This window comes from Variovorax sp. GW821-FHT09D04 (assembly GCF_059416405.1).
In genome coordinates this window covers 148,546-168,536 of sequence record NZ_JBWKPA010000003.1, presented here as the reverse complement: position 1 = coordinate 168,536, position 19,991 = coordinate 148,546, and the positions used below count along the sequence as shown (strand labels likewise).

Here is a 19,991-nt window from a genome sequence, read left to right as displayed (position 1 = left end):
CGATCAAAGGCATAAAAGAGGGATCGCAAAGGGGCGAGAAATGATCGTAGGCATTGACCTGGGCACGACCAACAGCCTGGTGGCGGTGTGGCGGGAAGGGAAGTCCGTTCTGATTCCCAACGGACTGGGCGAATACCTGACGCCGTCATGCGTCAGCCTCGACGAGGACGACACCGTGCTCGTCGGCAAGGCCGCCAGGGAACGGCTTCAGACACATCCGGACCGCACCGCCGCCGTCTTCAAGCGCTACATGGGCAGCAACAAGACGGTGCGCCTGGGCAAGCGCAGCTTCAGGCCCGAGGAGCTTTCGGCACTGGTGCTGCGTTCACTCAAGGCCGATGCCGAGGCCATGTTGGGCGAACCAGTTCATGAAGCCGTCATCACCGTGCCCGCGTACTTTTCGGATGCGCAACGCAAAGCCACCCGTGCGGCGGGCGAACTCGCCGGCCTGAAGGTCGACCGGCTACTGAACGAGCCCACTGCCGCGGCACTCGCCTACGGCATGCACGACATGGGCGCCGAAACGCGCTTTCTGGTGTTCGATCTCGGCGGCGGCACTTTCGACGTATCGATCCTCGAAATGTTCGAGGGTGTGATGGAGGTGCGTGCGTCGGCGGGCGACAACTTCCTGGGCGGCGAAGACTTCGTCGAATCGCTGATCACCCTCTTCTTCGAACGCAACGCTCTGCCGGCGAGCCTGCGCAGCAACGCCCAGTTCATGCAACGACTGGCCGCGCAAACCGAAGCCGCGAAGCAGGCGCTGAGCCTGCACCCGCGCGCCGAGATCGTCGTCGCGCACGAGGCCGTGCAGCATCGGCTCGCGCTCGACGAAGCCCTGCTCGAACAAGCCTGCGCACCACTGCTCAAGCGGCTGCGCGCGCCGGTCGAACGCGCGCTGCGCGACGCCAACCTGCGAGCAGCGGAACTGGATGCAGTCGTTCTCGCGGGCGGTGCCACGCGCATGCCCGTCGTGCGGCGGCTGGCAACCACGATGTTCGGACGCTTCCCCTCCATCGACTTCAACCCCGATGAAGTCGTCGCACTGGGTGCCGCCGTGCAGGCCGGCCTCAAGGCCAAGGATGCGGCGCTGAAGGAAGTGGTGATGACCGACGTCGCGCCCTACTCGCTCGGCGTCGCGGTGAGCCATCGACTGGGCGCCAACACCTCGTCGCACGGGCATTTCGACCCCATCATCGAGCGCAACAGCACGGTGCCGGTCAGCCGCTCGAAGACATACATTCCCGGCTCCGACGCGCAGACCGCCATCGAACTGCAGGTGTACCAGGGAGAGTCACGCATGGTGCGAGACAACGTGCACCTGGGCAATCTCGAGGTACCGCTGCCACCCGGCCCCATTCAGGAATCGGTGGTCGAGGTCCGCTTCACCTACGACGTCAACGGTCTGCTGCAAGTCGAAGCGACGGTGCAGAAAACCCAGCAGACCTTCGGACTCCTGATCGAGGGTAATCCGGGGCTGCTCACTGACACGGAGATCAAGGAGCGACTGCAGGCACTGAGCGAACTCAAGATCCATCCACGTGACCGCATCGAGAACCGCACGCTGCTCGCACGCGGCGAACGGGTCTACCAGCAGCTGCGCGGCGATGTGCGTGAATGGCTGGGCGCCTGCATCACGGAATTCGAACGTGTGCTGGCTACACAGGACAAGCGGCTCATCGCACCGGCGCATCGCCAGTTTCAGGAGCAGCTGGACCACATCGAGCGCGACAGCCATCTGGCGGACTGACCGAAAGCGACGGCACTCATGAGCGAAGTACCGGGCTTTCTGCTCGCACTGGGCCTGCGGCCAGACGCCGATGAGCGCGCGATCCGGCGCGCCTACGCAGCCGAACTGAAAAAGATCGACCAAGAGGCCGAGGCAGACGCCTTTCAGCGCTTGCGTGAGACCTATGAAGCGGCCTTGAGCTGGGTGCGCCACAAGCCTCAGGCCGATGCACCTGCCACGCAGGAGCCCCCACCGGCGCCTGTCGAATCCACTGCGCAGAATGTGCAGCCCGCCCCGCTCGATACAACGCTGGCAGGGTCGCCCTCCGCTGTCCCCCAGACCGCCTCACCCCACGAGAGCGCACACGCGGTGGTCGCAGCGTTTGCCGAGCGACTTGCCGAGCACCCGCCCCGCTCGATCGACGACGCGGCAACGCTGCTGAATACCTCGCTGGAAGATGACCGCCTGCTCGACATGGACGCCCGCTTCCTGTTTGAGGCCAACGTGGCGCATATCCTGGCCAGCGGCTGGCAGGCGGGGCACGAGCACTTGTTCGAGGCGGCCGCCGAAGCCTTCGAGTGGCGCAAGGATTCCGCCCGACTGCAACGACTGGGCAAGGCTGGCCAGGTGGTGGATGCCGCCATCGTGGAGCAGCACGCCCACGCAGACCTGCCCACCGCGCACCGCGAACTGCAACTGAAGTACCTCGACCTGCTGCGTAAACGGTCGAACCCTGGCGAAGAAGCGGTGACGCTCGGCCTCGATCACGTCTTGCATGCGGCGGGGCTCTTTCCCAATTGGGTACGGCTGACATCCAAGACCGAGAACATCGCAGCCTGGCAGAAGGTCGACGCCAATACGGCAAGCTCGGCCTTCGGACCGAGCCCTCGTCGCACATCGCCTGCGACCGATGCACCGCACACACCGCTGAAGCCATCGCAACTGGTGGCATGGTTTGCGATCTTCTGTGTCGGCTCGATGCTGTTCGTGGTGTTGCAGTCGGCTCTCAAGTGGCAGGGCGAAAAGATGCCGGTTGCAGGGCCGCTCTCCTCGCACGCATCCCAGACGCCACCCCAGCGCGCAGCCTCGCCAGCGACAGTCATCCCGACCTCGCCTACCCCACCCACCTTCACGGCGCCCCCTGGGGCGCCCCGCGCCAGCGTCGCCCAGTCCGATGCGCCCAAGGCCGAATACAGCGTGGCGCCCCGTCCCGTCTATCCTCCGTTGTCGAAGCGATTTGGCGAACAAGGCAAGGTCCTCGTGAAAGTGCTGCCCGACAGCGAAGGCATCGTCCGGGGTATCCGCGTGGCACAGAGCTCGGGCTACGAGCGGCTCGACGCCGCAGCCCTCGATGCCGTCAAGGCCGCCCGGCTCATCATCCCCAAGGACAAAGTCGACAAGACGGGATCCACCTGGTACCTGGCGCCCATCAATTTCGTACTGACCGACGGCGCACAACCCGCCACGCGAAAGGACTGGGGCCAGATGGTGGCAGCAGCGGTCAGGCCCAACATCATTTTTGCGGCCGACGTACGGGGCAATCCAACGGTGGAGTTCACCCTGGACCTGGCGCCGAGCGGAAAGATCCTGAACGCAACCCTGTTGAAATCCAGCGGCGTTCCCGAATGGGACAACGCGGCGTTGCGCGCGATCCGCAAGACCGAGTACATGCCACTGCCCGATCAGGGCGCGATACCCGCCCAGATGGTGCTGGCTCTGCGCCCCAAGAATCCATGATCGACTTGCTTTTCGCTGTCGTGACCTGCGTCGTTCTTCACGTGTCATCGGCGGCATTCCTTGCCGACCAACTGAAGATCCGGGTGCGGGAGGTGTCGATCGGTTTCGGGCCTGTGCTCGCGCGGTTCGGCCGAGTCACGCTCAGGCCGTTTCTCTTCGGCGGCTCCGTGAGGTTCAAGGACTCCGAGGCGGAGTACCTCGATCCCGATGACATGCACGACGCTTTCGATGCCCAGCCACTGACGGCACGGCTTGCGGTCGGCGCCTCAGGCTGCATCGCGCTGGTGCTGGTGGCCGCGGCGACGCTGCGCATGGACGGTCTGCGCGCCTTCGTCAATGGCTTCGCGCAGATCGTCGGCGGCGCACTGTCCCCACTTGGCGAGGCGCAGGAACTGCTGGCACAGATGCATCTTGCGGGCACCACGCTGCCCTTCGTCTCGCTCCTCGGCTTCACAGCCGCCAAGTTCGCAGCGTTGAACCTGCTTCCCTCACCGGCAACCAACGGCGGCTTCCTGATCCGGACAGCCTTCTTGCGTACCCGGCTCTTCGGACTCTGGCCATCGCGAATGACTTCGCTCTGCGTGGTCGCCTACCTCGGGTTGCTGCTTTCATGGCTGTGCGCCCTACTGGTCTACCTGACCCAGTCAGGTGCCATCGACCTTCACATGCTCAACGGGAAGTAAATGACGCCCATGCAATCGAACATCGAGGTCCTTGTGGCCTATGCCCTCGGCGGCGGCGCCTTCGCCGCCTTTGCCCTGCTGCCATGGATACGGCGTATTCCACTCGACATGCACAGGGTGTGGGCCAGCGAATACCAGAACTATCAGCCCTTCCTGCGCGACACCTCCGAACTCGACATCTCCAAGGCGAGCAAGTTCGCCATCGTCATCGGTGCCGCCTTGCTCTGTCTCGGCCTCGCATTCGTGCGCGGCGCATCGTTGGACACAGCGATGCTGTGCGTGCTGCTGCTCGGATGGATCCTGCTGACGGCGATCAACGTCCGTCACGAGTTGCTTCCAGACCGGATCTTGCTCGCCCTGCTATGGCTGGGGCTGCTCTACCGTGCATCCACAGGACCGGCGTCCGACAACGTGCTCGGGGCGGTGTCGGGGTACCTGGCGCCGTGGCTGGTGACGACGGCAGTGCGCTCGAATACAGGTCGGGACATCGTGGGTCACGGCGACCTCAAGGCCTTCGCCGTCACCGGCGCCTGGTTCGGATGGGCCGCGCTGCCGACGGTGTACGTCGCGTTCGTGGTGGCTTCGTTGCTGACGGCGATCGTGTTCGCACTGCGAGACGCGCATCACAAGAGAGCCGTGCCATCCGGGCCGGCACACATGGCGGCGGCAATGGTGGCAATGCTGGGGTACCGAATCTTCTGACGGCGCGGCTCAAGCGGGCTTCGACCGCCCCGACGGCTCGAGCACCACCATCCGCCACGCACACAACGTCCCTGCCACCGCCAGCAACGCCGCCAGCGCGAACATCGTGCGGTAGCCCAACTCCTGCGCCACCGCCCCACCGAGCAGCACGCCCAGCACGCCGCCGAAGCCGTAGCCGATCACCGTGAACAGCGCCTGCCCGCGTCCGCGCAGGTGGCCGGGGAAGCGGCGCGACACCACGGCGATGCAGGCCGTGTGGTGCGCCGCGAAGCTCAGCGCATGCAGCCACTGCGCGATGACCAGCGCCGCGATGAAGCCGCCCAGCCCGGCCGTGAGGCTGAGCCGTGCCACGCCGGCGATGCCGCACACCAGCATCCACCGCGGCATCGGCAACAGGCCGATGAGCCGGCCCTGCAGGAAGAACCAGACGATCTCGGCCACCACCGACAGCGCCCACAAGAGGCCGATGGTGCTCTTGCCGTAGCCGATCGAATCGAGGTACAGCGAGAAGAACGCGTACACCGAGAAGTGCGACATCACCTGGAAGAACAGCGAGGCGAAGAACCATCGCACGGCAGGGATGCGCAGCACGGGGCCGATGGGCTCCTTCACGGCGTCGTGCGCGGCCGGCGGCTCGCGCAGGTCGGGCAGCTTCATGGTCGCGAGCAGCACCACGGCCAGCGTGCCCGCCGCCCAGTACGGAAAGTGCTTCATACCGAAGCGCTCGAACCACTCGCCCGCGACGAACACGGTGACCAGGAAGCCGGCCGAGCCGCACAGGCGGATGCGCCCGTAGCGGCCCCAGTCGCCTGCGACGATCTGCGCCATGGCCGCTTCGGTGAGCGACATCATCGAGCTGGTGTGCGTGAACATCACGAGCAGCACGAGCGCGAGCCACCAGGCGCCGCCGTGCCACCACAGCCCGAAGGAGCTGGCCAGCGCCACCGCGGCGCTGAAACGCAGCAGCTTCACGCGCTGGCCGGTGTGGTCGCTGAGCGCGCCCCAGGCATAGGGCGCGAAGACGCGCGTGATCGATTGCACCGAGGCCAGCAGGCTGATCGTGAAGATCGGCAGGCCCAGGTCCTTGAGCCACAGCGGCAGGTACGGATTGAAGAAACCGATGTGCGCGAAGTAGCTGGCCGACAGGCCAGCGAATGCCAACAGGTGGCCGCGCCCGGCGGCCACAGGTGGCGCGGCGGACACTACAGGAAAGACGACTGCGGCGACGCAGCTTCGCTCTTGTCGGCGGGCGGGTTCACGTCGCCGCACTGCGCGCGGTTGCGCAGCACGTGTTCCATCACCACCAGCGCGAGCATGGCTTCGGCGATGGGCGTGGCGCGGATGCCCACGCAGGGGTCGTGGCGGCCCTTGGTGATGACTTCGACGGGGTTGTTGTTCACGTCGATGGACTGGCGCGGGCTGATGATCGAGCTGGTGGGCTTGATCGCGATGCTCACCTCGAGGTCTTGCCCCGAGCTGATGCCGCCCAAAATACCGCCGGCGTTGTTGCTGAGAAAACCGGTCGGCGTGATCGAGTCGCCGTGCGTGGTGCCGCGCTGCGTGATGCTGTCGAAGCCGGCGCCAATTTCCACGGCCTTCACCGCGTTGATGCCCATCATGGCGTAGGCGATCTCGGCGTCGAGCTTGTCAAAGAGCGGCTCGCCCAGGCCCACGGGGACGTTGGTGGCGGTGACGCGGATGCGCGCGCCGCACGAATCACCGGCCTTGCGCAGGCGGTCCATGTAGTCCTCCAGCGCGCTCACGTCGGCGATGGGGGCGAAAAAAGGGTTGTTCGGGACGTGGTCCCAGCTCTCGAAGGGAATGGCAATCTCGCCGATTTGCGTCATGCAGCCGCGGAACACCATCCCGTATTTTTCGGCCAACCATTTCTTGGCGACCGCGCCGGCCGCGACCATGGGCGCCGTGAGGCGTGCCGAAGAACGCCCGCCGCCGCGCGGATCGCGGATGCCGTATTTCTTCCAGTAGGTGAAGTCGGCGTGACCGGGGCGGAACTGCTGGGCGATCTGCCCGTAGTCCTTGCTGCGCTGGTCGGTGTTCTGGATCAGCAGCGCGATGGGCGTGCCGGTGGTCTTGCCCTCGTACACGCCGGACAGGATCTGCACCGCGTCGGGCTCGTTGCGCTGGGTGACGTGGCGGCTGGTGCCGGGGCGCCGGCGGTCGAGGTCGCCCTGGATGTCGGCCTCGCTCAGGGCCATGCCTGGGGGGCAGCCGTCGATCACGCAGCCGATGGCCGGGCCGTGCGACTCGCCGAAATTGGTGACCGCGAAGAGAGTTCCGAAGGTGTTGCCGCTCATGCCGGGGATTATCCCCACAAAGCAGCAGCCGACTCAGTCGGTGGTGTTTTCCATGCGCTTGGCGAGCGCGCCGAGCTGCAGCTCGATGCTGAACAGCCGCTCGTTCAGCACCGCCGTCTGCAGCCGGATCGCCTCGACGATGGCCTTGGTCTGCGGGTCGGAGGTGCTGTCGGACAGTTCCGCCAGGTCATGCAGCTTCTTGCGCAGTTCGTTGCTCATGGGGCCTCCGTTCGGTCGTGGGATGCGTCGTGGAAGCCCCAGTATGGAGGCTCGTCAACGCTCCGGCAATGCGGCGCCGCCCGGGGGTACGGCGCCCTCCTCCGCGTGGGACGCGCCCACCCCGCGCAGCCGCACCGCCACCAGCACGCCGACGAACAGCAGCACCACGGCGCACAGGCCGGCCACCAGCCGCAGGGCGCGCAGCAGCGCCTCACGCCCGGTGTCGAGCAGCGCGGCGCCGGAGGTACCGGGCAGTTCCCCGGCCAGCGCGACCGCCCCGCCCAGCGTGCTGCGGGCGGCTTCGACCGCGGCCGCATCGGCCAGCCCGGCCGGCACGGCGTCGGCCATGGTCGCGCGGTAGATCGCCGCGCCGACGCTGCCGAGGATGGCGATGCCCAGCGCCCCGCCGAACTCGGAGCTGGTCTCCGAGATCGCCGAGGCCACGCCCGCGCGCTCGGGCGGCGCGCTGCCCACGACCAGGTCGGTGGCCAGCGTGAACACCGGTGCCAGGCCGAGCGAAGAAATGATGGCGCTCGTCACCATCCAGGCCAGCCCGCCTTGCGCGGGCAGCAGCACCAGCATGCCGAAGCCCAGCGCCGCCACGCCCAGTCCGCCGCCCATCACGTAGGCCGGGCACAGGCGCCGCGTGAGCGCGGGCACGATCATTGAGCCGACGATGAAGGCACCGGCGCCCGGCATGCTCCACAGGCCCGCCGCCAGCGGCGGCAGGCCGAGCACCAGCTGCAGGTACTGCGCGTTGTACAGAAAGAGCCCGAACATCACGAAGCAGGCCAGCATGTAGGCCCCCAGCGAGACGCTGAAGGCCGGCAGCCTGAACAGGCGCAGGTCGATCATCGGGTTGGCCAGCCGCCCCTGCCGGCGCGCGAACAGCCAGCCCAGCAGCGCACCGGCCGCGATGGCCAGCAGCGACACCGCGTCGGGCCCGTGCTCGGCCACCTGCTTGATGCCGTAGATGGCAGCCAGCACCGCGCCCAGCGAGAGCGCCACGCTGGCCAGGTCGAGCGCGCCCGCGTCGGGGTCGCGGTACTCGGGCAAGAGCCACGGGCCGAGCGCCAGCAGCAGCACCATCACCGGCACGCCGATGAGGAACACCGAGCCCCACGGAAAGAACTGCAGCAGCACGCCGCCCAGCACCGGGCCGATGACGGCGCCGGCCGAGTAGCTCGAAATCCACACGCCGATGGCCACGGTGCGCTGCGCCGGGTCGAGGAACATGTTGCGGATCAGCGAGAGCGTGGACGGCGCCAGCGTCGCCCCCGCCACGCCCAGCAGCGCGCGCGTGGCGATCAGCATGTTGGCGCTGGTCGAGAAGGCCGCGAGCACCGAGGCCACGCCGAACGCCACAGCGCCGATCAGCAGCAGCCGGCGCCGACCGATGCGGTCGCCCAGCGTGCCCATGGTGACCAGCAGGCCGGCCACGAAGAAGCCGTAGATGTCGACGATCCACAGCAGCTGCGAGGCGGTGGGCTTGAGGTCTTCGCTGATCGACGGGATCGCCAGGTTCAGCACCGTGAGGTCCATCGAATAGAGCATGCACGGCAGCGCGATGACCGCCAGCCCGGTCCATTCGCGCGCCGTGGCGCGGGCGGGTGCCGCCCGGTCGAGTGCGCCGCTCATGGGCCGGCTCCGCTGTCGCTTGCCGACCAGGCCTTGCGCACCTCGATGCTGCTCAAGCGCGCCGAGGGAATGCCGGCCGCGAGCTGCAGCGCTTCTTCTTCGCTGTCGGCCTCGACCAGGTAGAAGCCGCCCAGCTGCTCGCTGGTTTCGGCGAACGGCCCGTCGGTGACCGAGAGCTTGTCGTTGCGCATGCGCACCGTGACCGCCGTGCCGGCCGGCTGCAAGGCCTCGGCCACGACGAGCTTGCCGAGCGCCTGCAGATGGGCGTCGTAGTCGATGTGTTCGTTGATGTAGTGGTCCATGTCCTGCGCCGAGAAGTGGCTCGTCTGCGCGTCGGTTCCGAAAATGAGGCAAAGGTATCTCATGCGGCATTCCCCTCGGGGTTTTCGATCATTTCCATGACCTCGATGGGACGCACCTCGATGGCACCGTAGCGCGCCATCGGAATGCGGCCCGCCAGCTGGATCGCGGCGTTCAGGTCGCGCGCCTCGACCAGGATGAAGCCGCACAGCTGCTCGCGGGCTTCGGCGTAGGGGCCGTCGACGTGCGAGCGCTGGCCCTGGCGCACCTGCACGACCTTGGCGGCGCGCACCGGGCTCAGCGCCTCGGCGGCGATGAAGTGGCCGGCGGCTTCGAGCAGGCGGTCGTAGGCCATCGAGTCGGCATTGAGCGCGCGGCGCTCGTCGGGCGGCAGCGCGCGAAGCACCGCTTCGTCGCAATGAACGAGGCAGAGGTATTTCATGCGGAATCTCCTTGCAGATGTGAATGAGGACACCACTGGTCGAACGGCGACGGCCGGAATCGACAAGGGCTGTCAAAAATTTTTCGTGTCCGGCAGCGAAGCCAGCTGCCGCTCCAGGAATTGCCGCTCGGGCTGCTGGCGCACCAGTGACAGCGCCTGCAAGTAGGCCGCGCGTGCATCGTCGGTGCGGCCCAGGCGCCGGCACAGTTCGGCGCGCGCGCCGTGCGCCAGGTGGTACTTCGCCAGCTCGCCGCGCGCGAGCAGCGCGTCGATCAGCGCGAGCCCCGCAGCCGGCCCGTCGCGCATCGCCACGGCCGCCGCGCGGTTGAGCTCGGCCACGGGCGAGGGGTCGAGCCGCAGCAGCACGTCGTACAAGCCGACGATCTGCGGCCAGTCGGTGTCGGCGGCCTCGGATGCTTCGGCGTGCACCGCGGCGATGGCGGCCTGCAAGGTGTACGGGCCGAAGCGGCGCGACAGCAGCGCGCGCTCGACCAGCGCCGCGCCCTCCCCGATCTGCCCGCGGTGCCACAGGCTGCGGTCTTGCGCGTCGAGCAGCACGAGCTCGCCCTGCGCCGACGTGCGTGCGGCGCGGCGCGCGTCGTGCAGCAGCATCAGCGCGAGCAGGCCCAGCGCCTCGGGGTCGGGCAGCAGTTCAGCCACCAAGCGCCCGAGCCGGATCGCTTCGGCCGAGAGGTCGGCGCGCGTCACGCTCTGGCCCGACGAGGCCGCGTAGCCTTCGTTGAATACGAGGTACACCACGCGCAGCACGGCATCGAGCCGTTCGGGCAGCTCGGCCAGGCCTGGCACCTGGTACGGAATGCCTGCATCGCGGATGCGCGCCTTGGCCCGCACGATGCGCTGCGCGATGGTGGGCGCGGGCACGAGGAAGGCGCGCGCGATCTCCTCGGTCGCCAGCCCGCAGACCTCGCGCAGCGTGAGCGCCACCTGGGCGTCGGGCGCGAGCGCGGGGTGGCAACAGGTGAAGACGAGGCGCAGGCGGTCGTCCTCGAGCGCGTCGGCATCGGGGTCGGCCTCGTGCCAGGCGGGCGCGGGGTCGGCCAGCGTGTCGGTGTGGGCGGTGGCGTCGTCCCACGCCGTGAAGCGCGCCTGCCGGCGGATGCCATCGATCGATTTGAAGCGCCCCGCCGACACCAGCCAGGCGCGCGGGTTGGCCGGCACGCCTTCGCGCGGCCATTGCTCGAGCGCGGCGCGAAAGGCGTCGTGCAGGGCTTCTTCCGCCAGGTCGAAATCGCCCAGCAGCCGCACCAGCGTGGCGAAGATGCGGCGCGACTCGCTGCGGTAGATCGCGTCCAGCGTGTCGGCGATGGCCGTCGGTTGTGCCGTCACCCGGTGTCGCCGGCGAGCAACCAACTCTCGAGCTTGACGAGGGAGCCGGTCCAGCCATGGTTGTGGCCGTCGCGCGCCGCTTCGTCGAAGAACTGCTGGTGCATGAGCACGAGCTCGCAGCCGCCCGCGTCGGGCTCGAGCTGCACCGTGACACGCGACTCGCGCTCGGGCGTGCTGCGCCAGGCCCAGCTGAAGACCAGCCGGCGCTCGGGCACGACCTCGAGGTACGTGCCGCTCACGTCGTGCGTCTCACCGTCGGCCGCCAACATGGTCACGCGAAAGCGCCCGCCCACGCGCAGGTCGACCTCGGCCAGCGGCACGTCGACGATTTCCTCGGGACCGAACCAGTGCTTCAGCGCTTGCGGGTCGGTCCACGCGCGCCAGACTTTGGCGGGGCTGACGCGGAAGTGCCGGCGGAGCGTGAGCGAGGGGCGATCGGTGCCGGGGCCGGCGGTGTCGCCGGGGGAAGGTTTCGCCATTCGGTGTCCTCCTGGTGGTAGAGAAAGCGCGCCAGGGCATCGAGGCGGCCGGTCCAGAACTTCTCGTAGCGCGAAAGCCACACGGCGGCCTCCTGCATCGGGCCCGGCGACAGCTCGCAGCGCACGACGCGGCCCGCCTTCGTGCGCGAGATGAGGCCGGCGCCTTCAAGCACGCGCAGGTGCTTCATGAAGCCGGTCAGCGACATGCCGTGCGGTTCGGCGAGCTCGGTCACGCTGAGGCCACCCTTGCCCAGCGCTTCGAGCACGCTGCGGCGGGTCGGATCGGACAGGGCCGCAAACACGGCGTCCAGGGCATCTGAGTGAACCATGCGGTTGAGTATCTGGAGCGGCCCGAGAGCCGTCAAGCCATGGACCTCGCTCAGGAACGGTTTATGCATGCTGCGCCGCAGCATCATCCCCCGCGAAGGAGCGCCCATGCTGGACCGAACCGCCACCCAGTTCTCCCACGTCAAGCCCGGTGACACCGAGTACGTCTCGGGCGGGTTGCGAGACTTCTTCCTGTACCGCGACCTCGGCATTGCGGCCGCCACCCACGGCAAGGTGATCGCGCACCTGGTCAAGGCCAACATGGCACCGGAAGCGGGCACCGGCTGGCACCGCCACGAGGCGGACTTCCAGATCGTCATCATGCTCAAGGGCTGGGCCCGCTTCATGTACGAGGACAAGGAAACGCGCGTCGAGGCCGGCGACGTGGTGCACCAGCGCCCCGGCATCCGCCACTTTCTCTTCGACTACTCGCCCGACATGGAGTACCTGGAGATCGTCTCGCCGGCCGACTTCAAGAGCATCGACGTCGAGCCGGTGTGTGAAATTCCGGCGCCCACGCCCTGGCCCTGAAACCCACGGCCGGCGCGGCTTTGCGCGCCGATAAACTCCTCGCGTCTCACCAGAAACGACAACAACCGAGGAGAGAGAACTTGCGTATTCATACTGCCCGCCTGACGGCCGGCTTGCTGTTCGCGTGCGCCCTGACGGCCACCCACATCAGCAACGCCGCATCCCCCACCACCGCTTCCACAGCCTCGACCGCGAGCTCGCTCGAAGCCGAGCAGGAAGCCGCCTTCAAGGCCGCCAAGGCCGTGCAGAAAGCCGGCCCCGCCGACATCACGCTGCGCGACCAGGCCCACCTGAAGCTGCCCGCCGGCTACGTCTGGGTGCCCACACCCGCCGCCGCGCAGCTCATGCGCAGCATGGGCAACCGCACCGACGACACCTTCATCGGCGCGATCTTCCCCGCCGACGACGGCGACTGGATGGCGGTCGTGAAGTTCGTGAAAGAGGGCTACATCAAGGACGACGACGCCAAGGACTGGAACGCCGACGAACTGCTCACGAGCCTGAAGGAAGGCACCGAGGCCGCGAACGAGGAACGCGCCAAGCGCGGCATCCCGGGCATCGAGGTCACGGGCTGGGCGCAGAAGCCGCAGTACGACGCCGCGACGCACCGGCTGGTGTGGTCGGCCCTGTCGAAGAAGAAGGGCAGCGACGGCGGCAGCCCCGGCGTCAACTACAACACCTACGCGCTGGGCCGCGAGGGCTACCTGAGCCTGAACCTCATCACCAACGCGAACGACCTCGAGAAGTACAAGCCCGACGCCACCAAGCTGCTCGGCGCGCTGCAGTACGACGACGGCAAGAAGTACGCGGACTTCAACGCGTCCACCGACAAGGTCGCCGCCTACGGCCTGGCCGCGCTGGTGGCCGGCGCGGCGGCGAAGAAGCTGGGCCTGTTCGCGGTCGCCCTCGCCTTCCTGGCCAAGTTCGCCAAGGTCGCCGTGGTGGCGGGCGGCGCCGCGCTCTGGGGCCTCACGAAGCTCTTCAAGAAGAAGAGCTGAGCCTGCAGCAGCCCGCCGCGCTCAGCGGCCCGAGAAGTGCGGCGCGCGCTTTTCGGTGAAGGCCTTCACGCCTTCGCGCCCATCCGCGCTGCCCGCGCGTCGGCGCAGCAGGCGGTGTTCCATCTCGAAGTGTTCTTCGATCGGGCGCTCGGTCGCACCGCCGCACAGCGCCTTGATGCCCGCGAACGATGCGGTGGCACCGTTCGCCAGCCGTGTCACCAGCGCTTCGGCCGCCTCCGCCAGTTCGGCGTCCGGGTACAGCGCATCGACCGCGCCCGCCGCCAGGCAGCGCGCGCTGTCGATCGGGTCGCTCAGCATCAGCCATTGCTGCGCGCGCACCGGCCCGATGCGCCGCGACAGAAAATACGAACTCCCCGCGTCCGGCGACAGCCCGATGGCCGCGTAGCCCGTGCGCAGCTTCATCGACTCGGTGGCGAGCACGAAATCGCCGCACAGCGCCAGCCCCACGCCGGCACCGCCGACCGTGCCGTTCACCGCCACCACCAGCGGCGCCGGGTTCTGGGCCAGCCGCAGCAGCGCGGGATGCAGCCGGTCGAGGATGGCGTCGACCAACTCGGGCAGCTTGTCGCCCGCCGCCACGAAGCTGTCGATGTCGCCGCCCGCGCAGAACACGCGGCCCTCGCCGGTCAGCAGGATGGCGCGCGGCGCCGCTTCGAGCACCTCGTCGATGGCGCGCGCCAGCGCATGGCTGCTCGCCAGCGACACCGAGTTGGCGCGCTCGGGCCGCTTCAGCACGATGCGGCCGATGCCGTCCTGCACGCCCCAGGCAATGCCTTCTTCTTCGAATTGCGTGCCGGCCATCTCAGATTCCCGTGAGCCCGCCGGTGCACATGAGCGTCTGGCCGCTCACGTAGTCCGACTCGGGCGCGCACAGCAGGTACACCGCGCCGGCCGCCTCTTCGGGCGTGCCGCCGCGGCCCAGCGGGATCGACTGTTCCATCATCGCCAGCAGGCCGGGGTTGACGCCGACCTTGATCTCGCGCCCCTCGATGTTCGCGGTGGTGGCCTCGGCGGTGCTGGCCGTGAGCCGCGTCTGGATGAAGCCGAAGGCCACGCAGTTCACCGTGACGTTCATGCGGCCCCACTCCTTGGCCAGCGTCTGTGTCATGCCGACGATGCCGGCCTTGGCGGTCGAATAGTTGGCCTGACCCGCATTGCCGAAGAGCCCGGCCACCGACGAGATGTTGACCACCTTGCGCACCACGCGCCGGCCCGCTTCGCCCTCGGTTTTCGCCAGCGCACGGATCACGGGCTGTGCGGCGCGCAGGATGCGAAACGGCGCCGTCAGGTGCACGTCGATCATGGCGTACCACTGCTCGTCGGTCATCTTCTGCACCACGCTGTCCCAGGTGTAGCCAGCGTTGTTGACGATGATGTCCAGGCCCTTGAACTCGTTCACCGCCGTGCCCACGAAGCGCTCGGCGAAGTCCGTCGCCGACACGCTGCCGACGCAGGCCACCGCCTGCCCGCCCGCGGCGCGGATGGCCTGCACGGTCTCTTCGGCCGGTGCGGCGTCGAGGTCGTTGACGACGACGCGTGCGCCTTCGCTGGCGAGCTTCAGGGCGATCGCGCGCCCGATGCCGCGGCCCGAGCCGGTGATGAGGGCGACCTTGCCTTCGAGTTTGGGTGTCATGTCTCTTCTCTCTTCTTTCATTCGTTCGTTCAAGGGATCAGCGCAGCGCCACCAGCGCCTCGCCCGCGATACGCGTCTGGCCGTGCTGGTTGGCGCTGAGCACTTCCACGCGCACGCAGCGTTCGCCGCCCAGTTCCAGCTTCTCGACCACGCGACCGGTGCAGCGCACGGCATGGCCCAGGTGCGTGATGCCCTGGAAGCGCACGTCGAAGCGGCGCAGCTGCGCCTGCGGCACCCACTGCGTGAGCAGCCGGCCGAGCCAGGCCATGCCCAGCATGCCCTGCGCGAACACGTCGGGCATGCCGGCCTTGCGCGCGAAGTCGGTGTCGATGTGGATCGGGTTGTGGTCGCCCGAGGCGCCCGCGAAGAGCGCGAGCGTGGTGCGGTTCACCGGCGGGAGTTGCAGCGCGGGAAGTTCGTCGCCGACCTGGACGGTGTCGTAGCGGAGGGTCATCGCTCGTTCTTTCTTCAGTGGCGGCAGACGATCACCGTGCGCAGCTCGGCCACGAGTTCGTCGCGCTGGTTGGTGGCGCGCGAGGTCTTCACGACGAATTCGAGCGCGCCGTTCTTCTTGTCGTAGATGTCGCTGATGGTGGAGCGCACCGTCACCGTGTCGCCCACGCAGGCGGGGCGGTGGTAGCTGAAGCTCTGCTCGCCGTGCAGCAGCTTCGACAACGGAATCTGCAGGTCGGTCAGCAACTGGTCCGAAGCGCCCGAGTCCAGCTCGGCGGCGAACAGGAAGGTGGGCGGTGCGGGCAGGTCGGGGTAGCCGGCGTCGCGCGCGGCGGCGGCATCGGTGTAGACCGGGTCGGTCTCGCCGATGGCCTTGGCGAAGAACTGCAGCCGGCTGCGCTCGATGGGCAGCACCGAGGCGGGCAGTTCGTGGCCGATCCATTTCTTGTCGATCATGGGTGGCCCTGCCCTCAGACGCGTTCGTACAGCGTGACCACGCAGGCGCCGCCCAACCCGAGGTTGTGCTGCAGCGCCATCCGCGCGCCTTCGACCTGGCGCTTCTCGGCCGTGCCGCGCAGTTGCTGGACCAGCTCCGTGCATTGCGCGAGCCCCGTCGCGCCGAGCGGGTGGCCCTTCGACAGCAGGCCGCCCGACGGGTTGGTGACGACCTTGCCGCCGTAGGTGTTGTCGCCATCGACCACGAACTTCTCCGCACCGCCGACCGGGCACAGGCCCAGCGCTTCGTAGCTGATGAGTTCGTTGTGCGCAAAGCAGTCGTGCAGCTCGACCACGTCGATGTCCTGCGGGCCGACACCGGCCGCGTCGTACACCTTCTGTGCCGCCTCCTGCGCCATGCTGAAGCCGACCACCTCGCGCATGTCGCGCGCCTCGAAAGTGATGGCGCGGTCGGTGGTCATGGCCTGGGCCTTGATGCGCACGCGGCGGTCCAGCCCGTGGCGTTCGGCGAAGCGCGGCGAGCAGACGATGGCGGCTGCGGCGCCGCAGGTCGGCGGGCAGGCCATGAGCCGCGTCATCACGCCGGGCCACATCACGGGCGCGGCCATCACTTCGTCTTCGGTGACGACGGTGCGAAACAGCGCCACCGGGTTGTTCGACGCATGGCGGCTGGCCTTGGCGCGGATCTTCGCGAAGGTCGACATCTGCGTGCCGTACTGCTGCATGTGCGCCAGGCCGGCGCCGCCGAAGTAGCGCAGCGCCAGCGGCACCTGCTCGTTGCCGACCAGCTCGTCGGTGATCGACTCGAAATGATCGAACGGACTCGGGCGGTCGTTGAACACCGCGCCCAGCGCACCGGGGCTCATGTGCTCGAAGCCCAGCGCCAGCACGCAGTCGGCCGCGCCGCTGGCCACGGCCTGGCGCGCCAGAAACAGCGCGGTCGAGCCGGTGGAGCAGTTGTTGTTGACGTTGACCACGGGGATGCCGGTCATGCCGACTTCATAGAGCGCGCGCTGGCCGGCGGTGGAATCGCCGTACACGTAGCCGACGTAGGCCTGCTGCACCAGCTCATAGCCGATGCCGGCGTCTTTCAGCGCGGCATTGGTGGCGTGCGCGGCCATCTGCGGGTAGGGCTGGTTCGCGCCCGGCTTGGTGAAGGGGATCATGCCGACACCGACGACGTGGACATCCTGGCTCATGAGGGGCTCCTGAAATGAATGAGTGAGTGAAATGGGAAGAGGAACAGGGCTCAGGCTACGCTTCGTTGGCGCCCTTGCCAAAACGGTTCGCGCAGCCGGGTCTTGAGCACCTTGCCCGCACCCGACAGCGGCAGCGCCTCGACCACCGCCACACTGCGCGGGCACTTGTAGTTCGCGATCAGTGCCTTGCAATGCGCGATGAGCGCGTCGGCCGCCAGCTGCTGGCCTGGCTTGAGCACGAGCACCGCGTGCACGGCCTCGCCCCACTCCTCGCTGGGAATGCCGATGACCGCGCAGGCCGCCACGGCCGGGTGCTGGTTGATGGCGTTCTCGACCTCGGCCGAATAGATGTTCTCGCCGCCGCTGATGATCATGTCCTTCAGGCGGTCGACCACGAAGATGTAGCCGTCGTCGTCCATGTAGGCGCCGTCGCCCGTGTGCATCCAGCCGCCGCGCACGGCCGCGGCCGTTTGCGCGGGCTGGTTCCAGTAGCCCTGCATCACGTTGGGGCCGCGCACTGCCACCTCGCCCACCGTGCCGCGCGGCACCTCGAGGCCTTCGGCGTCGACGATGCGCACCTCGGTGCAGTAGCTGGCGCGGCCGGCCGAGCGCAGCTTGCCCCGGCGCTGGCCTTCGGCCGTGTGGTTGCGCGCGGGGTTGACGGTGGCCAGCGGCGACAGCTCGGTCATGCCGTAGGCCTGCACGAAGTCCACGCCCGGGAAGGCCGCCATCGCGCGGGTCAGCACCGCCTCCGAGATCGGCGAGGCGCCGTAGGTGATGCACTTCAGGCTGCCGAGGTCGCGCGGCTCGCGCATCGCGGGATGGTCGACCAGCATCTGGATCATGGTGGGCACCAGCAGCGCGTGCGTGACGCGGTCTTGCTCGATGGCGTTCAGCACCGCCTCGGGGCTGAAGGCCGGAATGATCGCGTGCGTGTTGCCCTCCAGCCAGTGCGGCGCAGCCAGGCCCATGTCGGCCAGGTGGAACATCGGCGCGGCATGCAGGTAGCAGCCGTCGGGCGCGGCCAGGCCTTCGGCATGCAGGGCCAGCCCCGAGCTGCCCATGTTGGTGTGGCTCAGCATCACTCCCTTGGGAAAGCCGGTGGTGCCGCCGGTGTAGAAGATGCCCGCCAGGTCGTCGTCGCAACGGCCGGCGTCGGGCACGGGCGAGGCGGCTTCCAGCAGTGCCTCGTAGCCGAGCATGCCGGGCGGCGTCGGGCCGTCGCCGCAGTAGATCACCTCGCGCAGGCTGGTCGCCTGCCCGCGCATCTGCTCGACCACCGGGCGGAAGGTGTCGTCCACCAGCAGCAGCGTGGAGCCCGAGTCGTCCAGCGAGTACAGAATTTCGGCCGCCGACCAGCGGATGTTGCAGGGGTTGAGCACGCCGCCGCCCCAGGGCACGGCCATCTGGTACTCGAGGTAGCGCGTCGAGTTGAGCGCCAGCATGGCGACACGGTCGCCCGCCTGCATGCCGAGCCCCTGCAGGGCGCCCGCCAGGCGTGCGACGCGCTCGGCATAGGCGCGAAAGCTCAGGGTGCGGCCGGAAGCGCGCACGGCGATCCGGTCGGGGTGCTGCTGCACGCTGCGGTGCAGCGACTGGGTCAGGTACATGGCGGTTGTCTCCGTTCGGTTCTTGTGTAGGCGCATGGTAGAAACCGCGCCGTGCCGCGGCGATTGCGCATCGCATCGCCCGCATGGCAGAAAACCTCAATCGACACCCGCGCCGCCGTCAGGTCTGATCCGCTCACGCATGCTGCAACCGCCCGTCACCATCCCGATCGTGTTCGTCCAGGGCATGCTCTCGGGCGTGCGCGCGCGCGGCGACAACGCCCCCATCTGCATCGACACCGCGCTGCAGGATGCCGGCATCGCCCCCGCCCTGCTCGATGCACCGGGCGCGCGCGTCACGGCCGAGCAGTACGTGGCGCTGTTCGCGCTGCTGATGGAGCGGCTGGACGACGAAGCCTTGTGCTTCCTGTCGCGCCGCCTGCGCTGCGGCAGCTTCGCGCTCATGACCCGCGCCACGATGGGCGCCCCCACGCTCGAAGTGGCGCTGCGGCGCGTGGCCCGCACCTTCAGCCTGCTGCAGGACGACCTCGAGATGGTGCTGCTGCACGAAGGGCCGCTCGCGGGCTTCGGCCTGCGGGTGCAGGGCATGCCGAGCGCGCCGCTGAACTTCTTGCACGAGCTGATGCTGCGCGTGTACTGGCGGCTCTTTGCCTGGCTGCACGGCGGCCGACTGACGGCGCGTCGCTTCGACTTCGGCTTCGAGCAGCCGCCCTACGCGGCGCGCTACAACAAGGTGTTTCCCGCGCCGCTGCAGTTCGGCCAGCCGCTGTCGGCCGTGTGGTTCGACGCGAGTGCGCTGGCCACGCCGATCCGCCGCGACGCGCGGGCCATGCGCGACTTCCTGGCCGCCGCGCCGGCCCACGTGATCCTGCCGCCGCTGGGCGAACTGGCCGTGAGCGCGCGCGTGCGCACCGTGCTGCAACAGCACCGCCCGGCCTGGGCCGACCTGGCCACGGCCGCGCGCAGCCTGCACATGTCGGTGAGCACCCTGCAGCGCCACCTGGCCACCGAGGGCACCTCGTTCCAGTCGCTCAAGGACCAGCTGCGGCGCGACGTGGCCATCGTGCGCCTGAACACCAGCACCGTGCCGCTGGCGGCACTGGCCGAGGAGCTGGGCTTTTCGGACAGCGCGGCGTTCCAGCGTGCGTTCAAGACCTGGACCGGCGGGGCGCCGGGGTCGTACCGGCGGCGTCCTGGACCCGACCCCGAGGCCTGAA

At 68.5% G+C, this 19,991-nt stretch carries 21 protein-coding genes and 1 pseudogene; 7 read left to right on the top strand and 15 right to left on the bottom strand.

Annotated features, from left to right (window positions below; genetic code table 11):
• Window positions 1-40: 40 nt before the first annotated feature.
• Genes AC07O4_RS11130 through AC07O4_RS11115 form a run of 4 tightly spaced genes read left to right on the top strand, consistent with a single transcriptional unit; the run spans window position 41 to window position 4,848 of the window.
• On the top strand, window positions 41-1,747 hold the full coding sequence (locus tag AC07O4_RS11130; RefSeq protein ID WP_492741628.1) for an Hsp70 family protein: 1,707 nt from the start codon (window positions 41-43) through the stop codon (window positions 1,745-1,747).
• A gap of 18 nt (window positions 1,748-1,765) precedes the next feature.
• Window positions 1,766-3,463 carry a TonB family protein gene (locus AC07O4_RS11125; RefSeq protein WP_492741629.1) on the top strand — a complete coding sequence of 566 codons (1,698 nt, stop codon included), beginning with the start codon at window positions 1,766-1,768 and terminating at the stop codon, window positions 3,461-3,463.
• The gene (locus tag AC07O4_RS11120; protein ID WP_492741631.1) at window positions 3,460-4,146 is read left to right on the top strand and encodes a site-2 protease family protein; all 687 of its coding nucleotides are present in this window, start codon (window positions 3,460-3,462) and stop codon (window positions 4,144-4,146) included. Before AC07O4_RS11125 ends, AC07O4_RS11120 begins: the two co-directional genes overlap by 4 nt.
• 9 nt (window positions 4,147-4,155) lie before the next feature.
• Window positions 4,156-4,848 carry a prepilin peptidase gene (locus AC07O4_RS11115; protein ID WP_447743327.1) on the top strand — a complete coding sequence of 231 codons (693 nt, stop codon included), beginning with the start codon at window positions 4,156-4,158 and terminating at the stop codon, window positions 4,846-4,848.
• A gap of 9 nt (window positions 4,849-4,857) precedes the next feature.
• On the opposite strand, the gene AC07O4_RS11110 is transcribed toward AC07O4_RS11115, so the two are convergent.
• The 9 genes and pseudogenes from AC07O4_RS11110 to AC07O4_RS11070 all read right to left on the bottom strand — a co-directional run.
• The gene (locus AC07O4_RS11110) at window positions 4,858-6,051 is read right to left on the bottom strand and encodes an MFS transporter (RefSeq protein WP_495304544.1); all 1,194 of its coding nucleotides are present in this window, start codon (window positions 6,049-6,051) and stop codon (window positions 4,858-4,860) included.
• Window positions 6,051-7,163, bottom strand: coding sequence for a chorismate synthase (gene aroC / locus AC07O4_RS11105; protein WP_495262225.1), 1,113 nt, complete (start codon window positions 7,161-7,163; stop codon window positions 6,051-6,053). The genes AC07O4_RS11110 and aroC overlap by 1 nt, the downstream gene beginning before the upstream one ends.
• Window positions 7,164-7,196: 33 nt before the next feature.
• On the bottom strand, window positions 7,197-7,382 hold the full coding sequence (locus tag AC07O4_RS11100) for a hypothetical protein (protein ID WP_062475744.1): 186 nt from the start codon (window positions 7,380-7,382) through the stop codon (window positions 7,197-7,199).
• 54 nt (window positions 7,383-7,436) lie between these two features.
• Window positions 7,437-9,020 (bottom strand): MFS transporter, encoded by a 1,584-nt coding sequence (locus AC07O4_RS11095; protein ID WP_495304543.1) that lies wholly within the window; start codon window positions 9,018-9,020, stop codon window positions 7,437-7,439.
• Window positions 9,017-9,385 carry a YciI family protein gene (locus tag AC07O4_RS11090; RefSeq protein WP_159272310.1) on the bottom strand — a complete coding sequence of 123 codons (369 nt, stop codon included), beginning with the start codon at window positions 9,383-9,385 and terminating at the stop codon, window positions 9,017-9,019. Before AC07O4_RS11090 ends, AC07O4_RS11095 begins: the two co-directional genes overlap by 4 nt.
• Window positions 9,382-9,762, bottom strand: a complete 381-nt coding sequence (locus AC07O4_RS11085) for a YciI family protein (RefSeq protein ID WP_095744822.1) — start codon at window positions 9,760-9,762, stop codon at window positions 9,382-9,384. The genes AC07O4_RS11090 and AC07O4_RS11085 overlap by 4 nt, the downstream gene beginning before the upstream one ends.
• Before the next feature lie 72 nt (window positions 9,763-9,834).
• Window positions 9,835-11,109: an RNA polymerase sigma factor gene (locus AC07O4_RS11080; RefSeq protein ID WP_495304542.1), complete on the bottom strand. Its 1,275-nt coding sequence runs from the start codon at window positions 11,107-11,109 to the stop codon at window positions 9,835-9,837.
• On the bottom strand, window positions 11,106-11,588 hold the full coding sequence (locus AC07O4_RS11075) for an SRPBCC family protein (protein WP_495304541.1): 483 nt from the start codon (window positions 11,586-11,588) through the stop codon (window positions 11,106-11,108). Before AC07O4_RS11075 ends, AC07O4_RS11080 begins: the two co-directional genes overlap by 4 nt.
• A gap of 149 nt (window positions 11,589-11,737) precedes the next feature.
• Window positions 11,738-11,917 (bottom strand): annotated as a pseudogene (locus AC07O4_RS11070) (ArsR/SmtB family transcription factor); the annotation flags it as partial.
• A 106-nt stretch (window positions 11,918-12,023) separates the two neighbouring features.
• Between AC07O4_RS11070 and AC07O4_RS11065 the strand changes: the two are divergent.
• Window positions 12,024-12,446 (top strand): cupin domain-containing protein, encoded by a 423-nt coding sequence (locus AC07O4_RS11065; protein ID WP_495304540.1) that lies wholly within the window; start codon window positions 12,024-12,026, stop codon window positions 12,444-12,446.
• An 80-nt stretch (window positions 12,447-12,526) separates the two neighbouring features.
• Window positions 12,527-13,444, top strand: coding sequence for a DUF2167 domain-containing protein (locus tag AC07O4_RS11060; protein WP_495304539.1), 918 nt, complete (start codon window positions 12,527-12,529; stop codon window positions 13,442-13,444).
• Between the two features lie 21 nt (window positions 13,445-13,465).
• Here AC07O4_RS11060 and AC07O4_RS11055 read toward each other — a convergent pair whose 3' ends face one another.
• From AC07O4_RS11055 to AC07O4_RS11030, 6 genes are read right to left on the bottom strand one after another with little or no spacing between them, the layout of a single operon-like run.
• Window positions 13,466-14,266: an enoyl-CoA hydratase/isomerase family protein gene (locus AC07O4_RS11055; protein ID WP_495304538.1), complete on the bottom strand. Its 801-nt coding sequence runs from the start codon at window positions 14,264-14,266 to the stop codon at window positions 13,466-13,468.
• Window position 14,267: 1 nt separating this feature from the next.
• The gene (locus AC07O4_RS11050) at window positions 14,268-15,098 is read right to left on the bottom strand and encodes an SDR family NAD(P)-dependent oxidoreductase (RefSeq protein WP_495304537.1); all 831 of its coding nucleotides are present in this window, start codon (window positions 15,096-15,098) and stop codon (window positions 14,268-14,270) included.
• Between the two features lie 37 nt (window positions 15,099-15,135).
• Window positions 15,136-15,552 (bottom strand): MaoC family dehydratase, encoded by a 417-nt coding sequence (locus tag AC07O4_RS11045; protein ID WP_095744817.1) that lies wholly within the window; start codon window positions 15,550-15,552, stop codon window positions 15,136-15,138.
• Between the two features lie 14 nt (window positions 15,553-15,566).
• On the bottom strand, window positions 15,567-16,007 hold the full coding sequence (locus AC07O4_RS11040; RefSeq protein WP_070059441.1) for a MaoC family dehydratase N-terminal domain-containing protein: 441 nt from the start codon (window positions 16,005-16,007) through the stop codon (window positions 15,567-15,569).
• Between the two features lie 14 nt (window positions 16,008-16,021).
• A complete protein-coding gene (locus AC07O4_RS11035) occupies window positions 16,022-17,206 on the bottom strand; it encodes a lipid-transfer protein (RefSeq protein WP_495304536.1) in 1,185 nt (394 codons plus the stop codon).
• A gap of 50 nt (window positions 17,207-17,256) precedes the next feature.
• Complete coding sequence (locus tag AC07O4_RS11030; protein WP_495304535.1) at window positions 17,257-18,816, bottom strand: long-chain-fatty-acid--CoA ligase; 1,560 nt, start codon at window positions 18,814-18,816, stop codon at window positions 17,257-17,259.
• A 139-nt stretch (window positions 18,817-18,955) separates the two neighbouring features.
• On the opposite strand from AC07O4_RS11030, the gene AC07O4_RS11025 reads away from it, so the two are divergent.
• Window positions 18,956-19,990: an AraC family transcriptional regulator gene (locus AC07O4_RS11025; protein ID WP_159272324.1), complete on the top strand. Its 1,035-nt coding sequence runs from the start codon at window positions 18,956-18,958 to the stop codon at window positions 19,988-19,990.
• The last annotated feature ends 1 nt before the right edge of the window (window position 19,991 follow it).

Bases quoted from the DNA above. Each gene is read 5' to 3' on its own strand.
- AC07O4_RS11130 (WP_492741628.1), top strand. From the start codon at position 41: ATGATCGTAGGCATTGACCTGGGCACGACCAACAGCCTGGTGGCGGTG.
- AC07O4_RS11125 (WP_492741629.1), top strand. From the start codon at position 1,766: ATGAGCGAAGTACCGGGCTTTCTGCTCGCACTGGGCCTGCGGCCAGAC.
- AC07O4_RS11120 (WP_492741631.1), top strand. From the start codon at position 3,460: ATGATCGACTTGCTTTTCGCTGTCGTGACCTGCGTCGTTCTTCACGTG.
- AC07O4_RS11115 (WP_447743327.1), top strand. From the start codon at position 4,156: ATGCAATCGAACATCGAGGTCCTTGTGGCCTATGCCCTCGGCGGCGGC.
- aroC (WP_495262225.1), bottom strand. From the start codon at position 7,163: ATGAGCGGCAACACCTTCGGAACTCTCTTCGCGGTCACCAATTTCGGC.
- AC07O4_RS11100 (WP_062475744.1), bottom strand. From the start codon at position 7,382: ATGAGCAACGAACTGCGCAAGAAGCTGCATGACCTGGCGGAACTGTCC.
- AC07O4_RS11095 (WP_495304543.1), bottom strand. From the start codon at position 9,020: ATGAGCGGCGCACTCGACCGGGCGGCACCCGCCCGCGCCACGGCGCGC.
- AC07O4_RS11090 (WP_159272310.1), bottom strand. From the start codon at position 9,385: ATGAGATACCTTTGCCTCATTTTCGGAACCGACGCGCAGACGAGCCAC.
- AC07O4_RS11085 (WP_095744822.1), bottom strand. From the start codon at position 9,762: ATGAAATACCTCTGCCTCGTTCATTGCGACGAAGCGGTGCTTCGCGCG.
- AC07O4_RS11075 (WP_495304541.1), bottom strand. From the start codon at position 11,588: ATGGCGAAACCTTCCCCCGGCGACACCGCCGGCCCCGGCACCGATCGC.
- AC07O4_RS11065 (WP_495304540.1), top strand. From the start codon at position 12,024: ATGCTGGACCGAACCGCCACCCAGTTCTCCCACGTCAAGCCCGGTGAC.
- AC07O4_RS11055 (WP_495304538.1), bottom strand. From the start codon at position 14,266: ATGGCCGGCACGCAATTCGAAGAAGAAGGCATTGCCTGGGGCGTGCAG.
- AC07O4_RS11050 (WP_495304537.1), bottom strand. From the start codon at position 15,098: ATGACACCCAAACTCGAAGGCAAGGTCGCCCTCATCACCGGCTCGGGC.
- AC07O4_RS11045 (WP_095744817.1), bottom strand. From the start codon at position 15,552: ATGACCCTCCGCTACGACACCGTCCAGGTCGGCGACGAACTTCCCGCG.
- AC07O4_RS11040 (WP_070059441.1), bottom strand. From the start codon at position 16,007: ATGATCGACAAGAAATGGATCGGCCACGAACTGCCCGCCTCGGTGCTG.
- AC07O4_RS11035 (WP_495304536.1), bottom strand. From the start codon at position 17,206: ATGAGCCAGGATGTCCACGTCGTCGGTGTCGGCATGATCCCCTTCACC.
- AC07O4_RS11030 (WP_495304535.1), bottom strand. From the start codon at position 18,816: ATGTACCTGACCCAGTCGCTGCACCGCAGCGTGCAGCAGCACCCCGAC.
- AC07O4_RS11025 (WP_159272324.1), top strand. From the start codon at position 18,956: ATGCTGCAACCGCCCGTCACCATCCCGATCGTGTTCGTCCAGGGCATG.